The 13,243-nt window shown below is 61.1% G+C and carries 14 protein-coding genes; 5 read left to right on the forward strand and 9 right to left on the reverse strand.

Annotated features, from left to right (window positions below):
* The 3 genes from ACZ89E_RS22260 to ACZ89E_RS22270 are packed head-to-tail and all read left to right on the forward strand — an operon-like array spanning position 1 to position 2,599.
* A complete protein-coding gene (locus tag ACZ89E_RS22260) occupies positions 1-1,080 on the forward strand; it encodes a COX15/CtaA family protein (RefSeq protein WP_054047982.1) in 1,080 nt (359 codons plus the stop codon).
* Entirely contained in the window at positions 1,068-1,967 is a 900-nt protein-coding gene (gene cyoE / locus ACZ89E_RS22265) for a heme o synthase (protein WP_149661913.1), read from the forward strand. Before ACZ89E_RS22260 ends, cyoE begins: the two co-directional genes overlap by 13 nt.
* Complete coding sequence (locus ACZ89E_RS22270; protein ID WP_476256466.1) at positions 1,964-2,599, forward strand: SCO family protein; 636 nt, start codon at positions 1,964-1,966, stop codon at positions 2,597-2,599. Before cyoE ends, ACZ89E_RS22270 begins: the two co-directional genes overlap by 4 nt.
* 310 nt (positions 2,600-2,909) lie before the next feature.
* Here ACZ89E_RS22270 and ACZ89E_RS22275 read toward each other — a convergent pair whose 3' ends face one another.
* From ACZ89E_RS22275 to ACZ89E_RS22285, 3 genes are all read right to left on the reverse strand, one after another.
* The gene (locus ACZ89E_RS22275) at positions 2,910-3,680 is read right to left on the reverse strand and encodes a MetQ/NlpA family ABC transporter substrate-binding protein (protein WP_149659279.1); all 771 of its coding nucleotides are present in this window, start codon (positions 3,678-3,680) and stop codon (positions 2,910-2,912) included.
* 77 nt (positions 3,681-3,757) lie between these two features.
* Positions 3,758-4,432, reverse strand: coding sequence for a methionine ABC transporter permease (locus ACZ89E_RS22280; RefSeq protein WP_149659280.1), 675 nt, complete (start codon positions 4,430-4,432; stop codon positions 3,758-3,760).
* The gene (locus ACZ89E_RS22285; protein ID WP_429513319.1) at positions 4,432-5,439 is read right to left on the reverse strand and encodes a methionine ABC transporter ATP-binding protein; all 1,008 of its coding nucleotides are present in this window, start codon (positions 5,437-5,439) and stop codon (positions 4,432-4,434) included. The genes ACZ89E_RS22280 and ACZ89E_RS22285 overlap by 1 nt, the downstream gene beginning before the upstream one ends.
* A 264-nt stretch (positions 5,440-5,703) precedes the next feature.
* On the opposite strand from ACZ89E_RS22285, the gene katE reads away from it, so the two are divergent.
* On the forward strand, positions 5,704-7,842 hold the full coding sequence (katE, locus tag ACZ89E_RS22290; RefSeq protein ID WP_476256467.1) for a catalase HPII: 2,139 nt from the start codon (positions 5,704-5,706) through the stop codon (positions 7,840-7,842).
* Positions 7,843-7,965: 123 nt separating this feature from the next.
* Here the strand turns inward: katE and ACZ89E_RS22295 are convergent, their stop codons facing one another.
* Genes ACZ89E_RS22295 through zur form a run of 4 tightly spaced genes read right to left on the reverse strand, consistent with a single transcriptional unit; the run spans position 7,966 to position 10,768 of the window.
* Entirely contained in the window at positions 7,966-8,682 is a 717-nt protein-coding gene (locus ACZ89E_RS22295; RefSeq protein ID WP_149659282.1) for a PA5502 family lipoprotein, read from the reverse strand.
* A gap of 37 nt (positions 8,683-8,719) precedes the next feature.
* Positions 8,720-9,508 (reverse strand): zinc ABC transporter permease subunit ZnuB, encoded by a 789-nt coding sequence (gene znuB, locus ACZ89E_RS22300; protein WP_149659283.1) that lies wholly within the window; start codon positions 9,506-9,508, stop codon positions 8,720-8,722.
* Positions 9,501-10,286, reverse strand: coding sequence for a zinc ABC transporter ATP-binding protein ZnuC (gene znuC / locus ACZ89E_RS22305; protein WP_149659284.1), 786 nt, complete (start codon positions 10,284-10,286; stop codon positions 9,501-9,503). Before znuC ends, znuB begins: the two co-directional genes overlap by 8 nt.
* Positions 10,286-10,768, reverse strand: a complete 483-nt coding sequence (gene zur, locus ACZ89E_RS22310; RefSeq protein ID WP_149659285.1) for a zinc uptake transcriptional repressor Zur — start codon at positions 10,766-10,768, stop codon at positions 10,286-10,288. Before zur ends, znuC begins: the two co-directional genes overlap by 1 nt.
* A gap of 66 nt (positions 10,769-10,834) precedes the next feature.
* Between zur and znuA the strand changes: the two genes are divergently transcribed.
* Positions 10,835-11,755 carry a zinc ABC transporter substrate-binding protein ZnuA gene (znuA, locus tag ACZ89E_RS22315; RefSeq protein ID WP_463258984.1) on the forward strand — a complete coding sequence of 307 codons (921 nt, stop codon included), beginning with the start codon at positions 10,835-10,837 and terminating at the stop codon, positions 11,753-11,755.
* A gap of 126 nt (positions 11,756-11,881) precedes the next feature.
* Here the strand turns inward: znuA and ACZ89E_RS22320 are convergent, their stop codons facing one another.
* Positions 11,882-12,832, reverse strand: coding sequence for a homoserine kinase (locus ACZ89E_RS22320; RefSeq protein ID WP_149659287.1), 951 nt, complete (start codon positions 12,830-12,832; stop codon positions 11,882-11,884).
* Between the two features lie 61 nt (positions 12,833-12,893).
* Positions 12,894-13,190, reverse strand: a complete 297-nt coding sequence (locus tag ACZ89E_RS22325; RefSeq protein WP_123513297.1) for a DUF2782 domain-containing protein — start codon at positions 13,188-13,190, stop codon at positions 12,894-12,896.
* Positions 13,191-13,243 lie beyond the last annotated feature (53 nt).

Consider the following 13,243-nt stretch of genomic DNA (forward strand, 5'->3'; position numbering starts at 1 on the left):
ATGGCCAAACCTGGATTTCGCCTCGCGCTGTTTGCCACCTTGCTGGCACTGATTGTGGTGCTGCTCGGCGCCTACACCCGCCTGACCCACGCGGGCCTCGGCTGCCCGGACTGGCCGGGCTGTTATGGCTTTATCAGCGTGCCGAAAAGCGAAGCCCAACTGGCCCATGCCGAACTGCATTTTCCCGATACGCCGGTTGTGGCCCATAAGGGTTGGAACGAGATGATCCACCGCTACTTCGCCGGCACCCTGGGGCTGTTGATCTCGGTGCTGGCCGGTCGCGCCTGGGTGCATCGGCGCCATCCCGGGCAACCGGTGAAGTTGCCGCTGTTCCTGCTCGGCGTGGTGTTTGCGCAAGCAGCGTTTGGCATGTGGACGGTGACGCTCAAGCTCTGGCCGCAAGTGGTCACCGGGCATTTGCTCGGCGGCTTTGCGACTTTGAGTCTGTTGTTTTTGCTGACGTTGCGATTGTCCGGCGTATTGCCCGCGCTGACCGTGCCCAAGCGCTTGCAGTACTGGGCGACCGCCGGGTTGTTGCTGGTGATCCTGCAAATCGCCCTCGGCGGCTGGGTCAGTTCCAATTACGCGGCGGTGGCGTGCATCGACTTCCCGACTTGCCACGGCCAATGGCTGCCCCCGGCGGATTTCGCCAACGGCTTTCACCTGACCCAACACATCGGCCCCAACTACCTCGGCGGGCAACTGGACAGCGATGCGCGCACGGCGATTCACCTGACCCACCGCATCGGCGCCCTGTTGGTGACGCTGGTACTGCTGGGCCTTGCCTGGCAACTGAAAGTGGTCGGCATGACGCGCCTCGCCGGCTTGGTGCTGATCGCCCTCGGCGCGCAAATCACCCTCGGCATCAGCAACGTGCTGTTTCACCTGCCGCTGCCGATCGCCGTTGCCCACAACGCGGGCGGCGCGGCGCTGTTGCTGACCATGGTGCTGGTCAATTATCACGCGCGAACCAGCCTGGTTCGGGTCAAGCAACAAGCACCCGCGCGCTGGCGGTTCAGCCCGCGTAAACATTCAGCCGGGCCCATAACAATAAAAGGAGAAATGCCATGGCGGTTCTGATTGGCGAGCGTCACAACCAAGCGATCTGGCGCGATTATCTGGAGCTGACCAAGCCCAAAGTGGTGGTGCTGATGCTCATCACCTCCTTGGTGGGGATGTTCCTCGCGACCCGCGCCGGGGTGCCGTGGACGGTGCTGGTGTTCGGCAATCTGGGGATCGCGTTGTGTGCCGGCGGCGCGGCGGCGGTCAATCATGTGGTGGATCGGCGCATCGATGCGGTCATGGCCCGCACCCACAAGCGGCCGCTGGCGGAAGGCCGAGTGTCGCCTCGCGCGGCGCTGACGTTTGCGTTGGTACTCGCCGTATTGGGCCAAGCGGTGCTGCTGGCCTTCACCAATCCGCTGACGGCGTGGCTGACCCTCGCCTCCCTGCTCGGTTACGCCGTGGTCTACACCGGTTTCCTCAAACGGGCGACGCCACAGAACATCGTCATCGGCGGACTGGCCGGTGCTGCCCCGCCGCTGCTCGGCTGGGTCGCGGCCACCGGCCATGTCAGCGCCGAACCGTTGCTGCTGGTGCTGATCATCTTCGCCTGGACCCCGCCACACTTCTGGGCCCTGGCCATTCACCGCAAAGAGGAATACGCCAAGGCCGATATCCCGATGTTGCCGGTGACCCATGGCGAGCACTACACCAAAATCCACATCCTGCTTTACACCTTCGCGCTGCTGGCGGTCAGCCTGATGCCGTATGTGATCCACATGAGCGGCGTGCTCTATCTGGTTTGTGCGTTGGGACTGGGCGCGCGGTTTCTGCAATGGGCCGTGGTGCTGTACCGTGGCACTCGGCCGCACGCGGCGATCAATACGTTCAAGTACTCTATCTGGTACTTGTTCCTGCTGTTTATCGCCCTGCTCGTAGACCACTACTTACTGTTGAACCTATGACTCGAACTCAGAAAACCGTCTTCATCCTCGTCGCCCTGATCGCGCTGGTTCTGGGCCTGACCGTCAATAAGGTGCTGTCCGGCAAAGGCCAGGGCGACCCGACGGCACTGATCGACGCCGGGATCATCCTGCTGCCGCAAAGCCGTAACCTGCCAGACGTGACCATGACCGACCAGGACGGCAAACCGGTGGCGGTCAACGAGCTGAAAGACAAGTGGAGCCTGCTGTTCTTCGGCTACACCTTCTGCCCGGACATCTGCCCCACCACCCTCGCCCAACTGCGCCAGATCAAGAGCGAACTGCCGCCCGAAGCGGCGGCCAAGTTGCAGATCATCCTGGTCAGCGTCGACCCGAACCGCGACACGCCCCAGCAGCTCAAGCAATACCTGGGCTACTTCGATCCGCAATTTCAGGGTTTGACCGCATCGAGCGTGGATGACATCCAGAAGCTGGCCAACGCGGTGAGCATTCCGTTTATTCCGGCGGACACCAGCAAGCCTAACTACACGGTCGACCACAGCGGCAACCTCGCGGTGATCGGGCCGGATGGCACGCAACGCGGGTTTATTCGTGCGCCGCTGAACAACGTGAAGCTGGTGGCGCAGTTGCCGGTGATGCTCAAGCGTAACTGAGCCTTTCACGGTCCTGTAGGAGCCAGGCTTGCCGGCGAAGGCGTCCGTGAAATCGCCTTCGCCGGCAAGCCTGGCTCCTACAGGGACCGGTGTTTCAGGCACAAAAAAGGGGACGCTCATGGCGTCCCCTTTTTCGTTTGATCGTTCCCACGCTCTGCGTGGGCATGCAGCCCGGGACGCTCCGCGTCCCTTCAAGAGCCGAACGCGGAGCGTCCGTTGAGGCATTCCCACGCGGAGCGTGGGAACGATCGGTGTGAGCGGTGTGAGCGGTGTGAGCGGTGTGAGCGGTGTGATCGTGTAACGGTTCAGATCAGAACGCCGGCAATACCGCGCCTTTGTACTTCTCGAGAATGAACGCTTTCACTTCCGGGCTGTGCAGCGCAGCAACCAGTTTCTTCATCGCCTCGCTGTCCTTGTCGTCCGGACGGGCGACCAGGATGTTCACGTAAGGCGAGTCGTTGCCTTCGATCACCAGCGCATCCTTGGACGGATCCAGCTTGGCTTCCAGCGCGTAGTTGGTGTTGATCAGCGCCAGGTCGACCTGGGTCAGCACACGCGGGATCGTCGCGGCTTCCAGTTCGCGGAATTTCAGGTCCTTCGAGTTTTCGGTGATGTCCTTGACGGTCGACAGGATGTTGTTCGGCTCCTTCAACTTGATCAGGCCGGCCTTCTGCAGCAGCAACAGCGCACGGCCGCCGTTGGTGGCGTCGTTCGGGATCACCACGTTGGCGCCGCCAGGCAGTTCGGTCAGCGCCTTGTACTTGCTGGAGTAAGCGCCCAGGGGTTCCAGGTGCACACCGGCAACGGCCACCAGGTTGGTGCCCTTGGCTTTGTTGAACTCATCCAGGTACGGCTGGTGCTGGAAGAAGTTGGCGTCCAGGCGCTTCTCGGCGACCTGCACGTTTGGCTGGATGTAGTCGGTGAAGACCTTGATCTTCAGGTCCACGCCTTCTTTGGCCAGGGCCGGTTTCACGAACTCCAGAATCTCCGCATGCGGGACTGGGGTGGCGGCAACGGTCAGTTCGTCGGCCTGGGCGGAAAACGCCGCTACAGCGGCCAATGCGACGAGTAGTTTTTTCATTCAGCTAACTCCTTGTGAGGCGCCCGTGTGGCGCCTGCCAGCGAATGGCCGGCTCATGTCTTGGTTACGCGAACCATTTATTTTCTGGAAAAGTGTACGACCAGCTTGTCGCCAACCATCTGCAGGACCTGCACCAGCACCAGCAACAGCACCACGGTGACGATCATCACGTCGGTCTGGAAACGCTGGTAGCCGAAACGGATCGCCAGGTCGCCCAAACCACCGGCGCCGACCACACCGGCCATGGCCGTGTAGGACACCAGTGTAATCGCCGTCACCGTAATCGCCGCGTAGATGCCCGGGCGGGCTTCTGGCAACAAGGCGTTGGTGATGATCTGCCGGGTGGTCGCGCCCATGGCCTGGGTCGCTTCGATGATGCCGCGATCGACTTCACGCAGGGCGGTTTCCACCAGACGGCCGAAGAACGGCGTAGCGCCCACGACCAGCGGTGGAATCGCGCCAGCGACGCCGAGCGACGTGCCAGTGATCAGCACCGTGAACGGGATCATCACGATCAGCAGAATGATGAATGGCAGCGAACGCAGGATGTTCACCACCAGCGACAGCACGGCGTAGACGCCCCGGGATTCGAGCAACTGACGCGGGCTGCACAGGAACAACAACACGCCCAGCGGCAGGCCCAGCAAAATGGTGAACAACAGCGAACCGCCGAGCATCAACAGCGTGTCGCCCGTGGCCAGCCAGATTTCGAACCAGTCGATATTGGCGAAGAAACTCATCAAGGCTTCCATCAGCGCAGGACCTCCATGTGGACATCAGCCGCGGTGAAGAGGGCGAACGCCGCCTCCATGTCACCGCCGGTGACGGCCAGGGTCAGTTGCCCGTAAGGGACGTCTTTGATGCGGTCGATACGACCGGCCAGGATGCTGTAGTCCACACCGGTTTCCCGAGCGACGGTACCCAGCAACGGTGCGTAGGTCGCTTCGCCCTGGAAGGTCAGACGCACGATACGACCCGGCACGTGAGCGAAGTCATCGCGCTGTTCGCTTTCGTCGATCTGCTCGCTTTCCTGCACGAAGCGTTTGGTAGTCGGGTGCTTGGGATGCAGGAATACATCGGCGACCGAACCTTGCTCGACGATCACACCGGCATCCATCACCGCCACCTGGTCGCAGACCCGACGGATCACGTCCATCTCGTGGGTGATCAGAACGATGGTCAGTTTCAGTTCGCGGTTGATTTCGGCCAGCAATTGCAGGACCGACGCGGTGGTTTGTGGGTCCAGGGCGCTGGTGGCTTCGTCGCACAGCAGGATTTTCGGCTTGGTCGCCAGGGCGCGGGCGATGCCGACGCGCTGCTTCTGGCCACCGGACAACTGCGCCGGGTACTTCTTGGCGTGATCGGACAGGCCGACACGCTTGAGCAACTCGGCCACACGCCGGTCGATATCGCTGCGGGACAGTTCGCCGGCCAGGGTCAGCGGCAACGCGACGTTGTCGGCCACGGTCTTGGAGGCCAGCAAGTTGAAGTGCTGGAAAATCATCCCGACCTGCTGACGGAAGCGCCGCAGGCTGTTGGGATCGAGCGCGGTGACTTCTTCGCCATCGACGAAGATCTTGCCGCCACTGGACTCTTCCAGGCGATTGATCAGACGCAGCAGGGTACTTTTTCCCGCACCGGAATGACCGATCAGACCGAAGACCTGACCATTCTCAATCGTCAGACTGGTCGGATGCAGGGCGGGAATATCCTTACCGGCGACGCGGTAAGTCTTATGGACGTTTTGAAACTCGATCACGTAGCGAACCTTGTGGGGCGCGTTGGAATGGGATCAGCGGTTAGCCGGGCGCGCATTTTAGCCTGTCCGTATAGAGGTTATTAGCATTTATTCGGCATTCAACCTTTCATTTGGCAATAACGCGATCAAAGGTCATAAAAAAGGAACGGCAAAAAATCCCATCAGTCACTAATAAGGCAACTCGAAAACACCCCCGGTGCCGTGCCAGGGGAATGAATAAGCGTCCTGGCTAAGGCAGGAATCGCCACGAGGAGTTTACGACTGATGAGTACTAAAAAGCCTGCCGCCCCCAAAAGCGCACTGGCCGGGACCGATACCCTGGACCGCGGCAACACCAACGCCAAGCTCGACAGCCTGGAAAAGTTTCGCTCTGACGCCACCGAGCAAGCCCTGCGCACCAACCAGGGCGTGAAAGTCTCGGATAACCAGAACACCTTGAAGGTCGGCGCGCGCGGGCCGTCGCTGCTGGAAGACTTCATCATGCGTGAAAAAATCACGCACTTTGACCATGAGCGTATCCCGGAGCGCATCGTCCACGCCCGTGGCACCGGCGCCCATGGTTTCTTCCAGACGTACGAGAACCATTCGGTACTGACCAAGGCTGGATTCCTACAAGACCCAAGCCAAAAAACTCCGGTGTTCGTGCGCTTTTCCACGGTGCAGGGCCCACGGGGGTCAGGCGATACCGTGCGGGACGTACGCGGTTTCGCCGTGAAGTTCTTCACCGACGAAGGCAACTTCGACCTGGTGGGCAACAACATGCCGGTGTTCTTCATCCAGGACGCGATCAAGTTTCCCGACTTCGTGCACGCGGTAAAACCTGAGCCTCACAACGAGATGCCTACCGGCGGCTCGGCGCACGATACGTTCTGGGACTTCGTGTCGCTGCAACCCGAATCGGCGCACATGGTGATTTGGGCCATGTCCGACCGGGCGATCCCGAAAAGCCTGCGCAGCATGCAGGGCTTTGGCGTGCACACCTTCCGCCTGGTGAACGCCGAGGGCAAATCGCGCTTCGTCAAATTCCACTGGCGCCCTACCGCCGGCACCTGTTCGCTGGTGTGGGATGAGGCGCAGAAGCTCGCCGGTAAAGATACTGACTACCACCGTCGCGATCTCTGGGAGTCCATCGAGATCGGGGACTACCCGGAATGGGAACTGGGTGTACAGATCGTCGAGGAAGAAAACGAACACGACTTCGATTTCGACCTGCTGGATCCGACCAAAATCATTCCCGAAGAAATCGTGCCGATCACGCCGCTGGGCAAAATGACCCTCAACCGCAACCCGGACAATTTCTTCACCGAAACCGAACAGGTCGCGTTCTGCCCGGGGCATATCGTGCCGGGGATCGATTTCTCCAACGATCCGCTGCTGCAAGGTCGGTTGTTTTCCTACACCGATACGCAAATCAGCCGACTCGGCGGGCCGAATTTTCACGAGATCCCGATCAACCGTCCGGTAGCGCCGTTCCATAACGGCCAGCGTGACGGTCTGCACCGCATGACCATCGACAAGGGTCGCGCGTCCTACGAGCCGAATTCGATTGATGGCGGCTGGCCGAAGGAAACCCCACCGGCCGCGCAGGATGGCGGTTTCGAGACGTATCCGGAGCGCATCGACGCCAACAAGATCCGTCAGCGTAGCGAGTCGTTCGGCGATCACTTCTCCCAGGCCCGGCTGTTTTTCCACAGCATGAGCAAGCATGAGCAGGAACACATCATCTCGGCTTACAGCTTTGAGCTGGGCAAGGTGGATCGGTTGTGGATTCGTGAACGTCAGGTCAATGAGATCCTGGCCAATATTGATCTGGAACTGGCCAAGCGTGTTGCCCAAAACCTGGGTCTGCCAGCACCGAAGGCGGGGACCGTGGACGTGCCGAAAATCTCGCTGGATCGCTCGCCGGCCCTGAGCCAGGCCAACTTGCTGCCAGAGAATATCAAAACGCGGAAAGTGGCGATTCTTGCAGCCAACGGCGTCGATGGTGCCGCGATTGATGCAATGAAGAAGGCATTGGCGGCAGAGGGAGCCCACGCCAAACTGCTCGGCCCGACGTCCGCGCCGGTGACGACCGCCGATGGCAAATCATTGCCGGTGGATGCATCGATGGAAGGCCTGCCGTCCGTGGCCTTCGATGCGGTGTTCGTGCCGGGTGGCGCGGCGTCGATCAAGGCGTTGAGCACCGATGGAGTGGCGCTGCATTACCTGCTCGAGGCATACAAACACTTGAAGGCGATTGCGCTGCATGGCGAGGCCAAGCAGTTGCTGGATGTGTTGAAGCTGGAGGTGGATGCGGGGCTGGTGGTTGGCGCGGATGCGAAGTTGATCAAGCCGTTTTTTGCGGCGATCGGACAGCATCGGGTTTGGGATCGGGAGCCTAAGGCTAAGGCGATTCCGGCTTAAAGAGATGCATTGCGAGTGAGGACGCCTTCGCGGGCAAGCCTCGCTCCTACGGGTGCGATGTCTTGAGCGACTCGGACCTGTAGGAGCGAGCGGTGCGACGATTCGACTTGCCCGCGAAGCTTTTCAGGGCTTACGCGGACTCAACACCATCTGCGCCGGAATGTTGCGCAAGATCTGCTTCTCCAGCTTCAGGTCGAACCCCGAATCCAGCTTCTTCACCCGCTTGGTCAGCAACGTGGCTAACCAAGGGTAATCCTGGGTACGCGGCGCCTGAATGCTCACGGCACATTCATAATTCACCACATCGGCGGCGATAGCGTCCAGTTGGCGACGCAGTTTGCTCATATCGGTGAGGTTCAGCGCCACCGTGGTGCTTTCAGCCGTTGGATCGATCACTTTCGCCTTCGGCTTGGCCTCGGCCGCCATCAGCGCCGCTTCGGCCCGGTCCAGCTCTGCCTTGCGTGCATTGACGATGGCGTTGTTCACCCCGCCCGTCAGCGCCGGGGCCTTGGGCATCAACGCCCGGGCACGACTCAGGGCGGTAGCGGCCGCGTTAACGTCACCTTTTTGCAGCACGATCTGGCTGCGGCGCAGATAGGCTTCGGCCAGCTGCCGTTGATATTGCACGAGGCTTGGGTCGTCGGGCGACTGGGCCTGCAAGGTTGCCAATTGATCTTCGGCGGTGGCCAGTTCGCTGCTGGCCAGGTTTTGTTCCAGCTGTGCGATGGCCGTAGCCCGCGCATCGGGGGCCTCGGTGGCCGCCGGTGGCGTGCTTTGGCAAGCGCCCAGCAGCAGAGAAAATGCGACAAGGAGCAGATAACGGGAGGCGAACGGCTTCATTCCTGCGACTCTCTATTTGCGCAAAAAACGAGCAAGTCTACACCCCTCGACGGGGCAGGACAAAACTCAGCAGAAACAGCGCGGCGGCCGTCACCACAATCGACGGGCCCGCCGGGGTGTCCTTGAACCATGACAACGCGAGCCCGCCACACACCGCGAGCATACCCAGCAGGCTCGCGCCCAGTGCCATCTGCTCCGGCGAGCGGGCGTGACGTTGTGCCGCAGCCGCCGGGATGATCAACAGCGACGTAATCAGCAACACACCGACGATTTTCATCGCCACGGCAATTACTACGGCGATCAGCAGCATCAGGGTCAAACGCAACGCCGCCACGGGCAAACCTTCCACCGTGGCCAACTCTTCGTGCACGGTGATCGCCAGCAACGGCCGCCACAACGTCACCAGCAACCCCAGCACCGCCGCGCTGCCGCCGAGGATCCAGGCCAGATCGGTCGGACTGATCGCCAGCAGGTCGCCGAACAGATAGGCCATCAGGTCGATCCGCACTTCGTGCATGAAGCTTAGTACCACCAGGCCCAGAGAGAGCGTGCTCGGTGCGAGAATTCCCAAAAGGGTGTCGGACGCCAGCGGCTGACGCTGTTGCAACGTCACCAGCAACACCGCCAACAACAGGCAGCCAACGGTGACGGCCACGGCAGGGCTGACATCCAGCAGGAAGCCCAGGGCCACGCCGAGCAACGCGGCGTGGGACAAGGTGTCGCCGAAATACGCCATGCGGCGCCAGACCACGAACGAACCCAGCGGGCCCGCGACCAACGCCAGGGCCAGACCTGCAAGCAGGGCGTAGAGCAGAAAATCAGCCATGCTTGCAGCTATCTCCGTGAACGTGGGGTTTGGCCGACGGGGCCGCGCTGACCACCGCGCCATGCAGGTCATGGGCGTGGTCGTGATGGTGGTGATAAATCGCCAGGCTTTGTGCGTTCTTGCCGAACAGCTCGACGAACGCGGGATCGCCGCTGACGTGTTCCGGATGCCCGGAACAGCAAACGTGGCGATTCAGGCACACCACCTGGTCGGTGGTGCTCATCACCAGGTGCAAATCGTGGGAAACCATCAACACGCCGCAACCATGACGGTCGCGCAGGCGTGTGATCAGGCTGTACAGCTCGGCCTGGCCGGCCACGTCGACGCCTTGCACCGGTTCGTCGAGTACCAGCAATTCCGGCTCACGCAACAGCGCCCGGGCCAGCAGCACGCGCTGCATTTCGCCACCGGAAACACTTTGTACCGGGCTGTCGATGACCTGCTCGGCGCCGACTTCCTTGAGTGCCGCCAACGCCCGCGCCCGGTCCACACCCGGGACCAGACGCAAGAAGCGCAGCACTGAGAGCGGCAGGGTCGGATCGACGTGAAGTTTTTGCGGCATATAGCCAACGCGCAATTTCGGCTTGCGCCAGACGCTGCCGCTGTCCGGCTTCAATAGACCGAGCACGGCGCGCACCAACGTGGTTTTGCCCGCGCCATTGGGGCCGATCAGGGTCACAATCTGCCCCGGCTCGACGCTCAGATCGATGTTTTCCAGCACGTTTTGCCCGGCAAACGTGACGGCGACCTGCTCAAGACGGATCAACGCATTGCTCATCAAGCCCCCTGGCAACCGGAGCAGAGCCCGATGACTTCAACGGTCTGGGCTTCGACGATAAAGCCGACGTCTTTGGCGCTGATGACAATCGCGTCGCTGATGGATTTCTGTTCAAGCTCGATGGCGGCGTGACAGGTGCGGCAAATCAGGAACTGGCCCTGGTGCGCATGTTCCGGGTGATTGCAGCCGACGAAGGCGTTCAGCGAGGAGATGCGGTGTACGAGGCCATTTTCCAGCAGGAAATCCAGCGCGCGGTACACGGTCGGCGGCGCGGCGCGGCGGCCATCCTGCTCGCTGAGCACCGCCAGGATGTCGTAGGCACCCAGCGGTTTATGGCTTTGCCACACCAGTTCCAGCACCCGCCGACGCAAGGCGGTCAGGCGCAAGCCTTGACGTGCGCACAGGGCATCGGCCTCAGACAATGCGCTGTGAACGCAATGAGAGTGGTCGTGGGGACGGCTGGCAATCGGTGTTTTAGGCATGAGCGGCGACGCATTTTGTGAGAGACGTTATTATGTTACCCGTTCTCGCCTCTTCGAGTGGTCATCGTGTCCCGACTTTTTTCTATCTTTGTCGCATTCATCGCAAGTTTCCTGCTGATCGGTTCGGCCCACGCCGAGGTCAAAGTGCTGACCAGCATCAAGCCGCTACAGCTGATTGCTGCGGCGGTGCAGGACGGTGTGGCGATTCCGGAAGTGCTGCTGCCGCCCGGTGCTTCGCCGCATAACTACGCCTTGCGCCCGTCCGACGTACGGAAAGTGCAATCGGTGGATCTGGTGTACTGGATCGGCCCGGACATGGAAGGTTTCCTGCCCCGCGTGCTGAAAGGTCGCACATTGCCAACCGTGGCCGTGCAGGATTTGCCTGATCTGAAACTGCGACACTTCGCCGAAGATAGTCAGTCTCATGCCGAAGATGCCGACGAACATGACCACGATCACCGTCCGGGTACCCTGGACGCGCATTTGTGGTTATCGCCAGTAAATGCCCGGGTGATCGCCACAAAAATGGCCGCCGACCTGAGTGCTGCCGATCCCGCCAACGCGGCGCGTTATCAGAACAACCTCAAGGCCTTCGATGAGCGCCTGGATGCGTTGGACCTGCGCTTGAAGGCTCGCCTGGCAGGCATTGCCGGTAAGCCGTACTTCGTGTTCCACGAAGCGTTCGACTACTTCGAAGACGCTTACGGCCTCAAGCACACGGGCGTATTCAGCGTGGCCGCCGAAGTGCAGCCCGGCGCCCAGCATGTCGCGGCGATGCGTACGCGATTGCAGGAAGTCGGCAAAACCTGCGTGTTCAGCGAGCCGCCACTGCGCCCTCGCCTGGCCGAAACCCTGGTGGCCGGCCTGCCGGTGAAACTGGCGGAACTGGATGCGTTGGGCGGGTACACGCCGGCGACCGCTCAGGGGTATGAGCAGGTGCTGGAGAAGTTGGGGAATGATTTGGCGGGGTGTCTGGAGTCGTTGTAACCCCACAATACCTGTGGCGAGGGGGCTTGCCCCCGTTGGGCTGCGAAGCAGCCCCTGATTTTTCAAATTGGAAATCGCAGGGGGAACGCTTCGCGCTCCAACGGGGGCAAGCCCCCTCGCCACAATTTAAAGGGCGAAAGGCAACGGCGTATTAACTTTCTGCCGCTGCGCCAAGCGCTGCTGAAACTCCATCGGATCGTGAATCAACACGTCCTGCCCGGCGAACGACTCAGCAGCAATCAGCCGCGACAACCAGAACCGCACACATGCGACCCGCAGCAGGGTCGGCCACAGCTCAGCTTCGGCCGCCGTAAAGGGTCGCAGCGCCGCATAGGCGCCCAATAGCGCCCGGGCGCGCGGCCCATCGATCACGCCTTGCTCGTCCGAGCACCAGTCATTCAAGGCAATCGCCACGTCGTACAACATCGGCCCGGAACAGGCGTTGTAGAAGTCGATCAACCCGGTCAGGTGTGTGCCTTCGAACATCGCATTATCGCGGAACAGGTCGGCGTGGATGTTGGCTCGGGGCAACGCCAGAATTTTCGTCTTCTGTTGAGTGATTTCGTCCAATGCCCGTTGCAGCAGTTCGCTCTGCTCGGCATTCAGGTGCGAGAGCAACTGCGTGCCCTCCTCCAGCATCCAGTCCAGGCCGCGATCGGTCTTGCGCTTGATCATGTTGGCCTGGGTCGCCAGATGCAGGTGGCCGAGCAGCTCGCCGACCTGAGAGCAATGCTGGGCATTGGCATCCTTGATGTGTTTGCCGGCCAGGCGCGGCTGCAACAGCGCCGGTTTGCCGGCCAGTTCACGTAGAGCCACGCCGTCAGTGGTGCGCAGCGCGTAGGGCACCGGCAGGTCGGCGTCGTGCAACACGTCGAGCAGTTCGATGAAGAACGGCATTTCCTGAACCGGGCCGCGCTCAACCAGGGTCAGGACAAATTCGCCCTGTTCCAGACTGATAAAGAAATTGGTGTTTTCGCTACCGGCGGCAATCCCCTGGAAATCAAGCAGGCGGCCGAGCCCGTATGGGGCGAGAAAGGTTTCCAGCTCGGGCCGAGCCAGGGGGGTGAACACAGACATGGTTAAAAACTGCTCAGTTCGGGCGCCGCTATGTAAAGCGGCGCCGATTAAAGTTAAGAAACTACTTCCAGGTAAAGATTTCCCACGCGGGAATCAGCATATCCGGCTGGTCCGAACGGATGTAATTGGCATCAGTCCCGTCCGCACGCACCAGGAAATACGGCTTCCCAACGCTCGGCGTCACCTTGATGGCGTAGGTAAACCCGCCCTTCTTGTACTCCTGAATGACCTTATCGCCTTCCTTGTGCGTGCTAATAGTAACTTCCGGCTCTGCCGACGGCGCGTCATCCGCCGCCATGACGGCCAATGGAACGGTTGCAAACAACCCAGCCAGCAACAGGCGATTTAGTGTGCGCATGATAACCTTGTCCCTTTGTCGTCAATGGTCCCGCTATTCTAGCCCCGGACCCG

The organism is Pseudomonas sp. TE3899 (genome assembly GCF_056279105.1).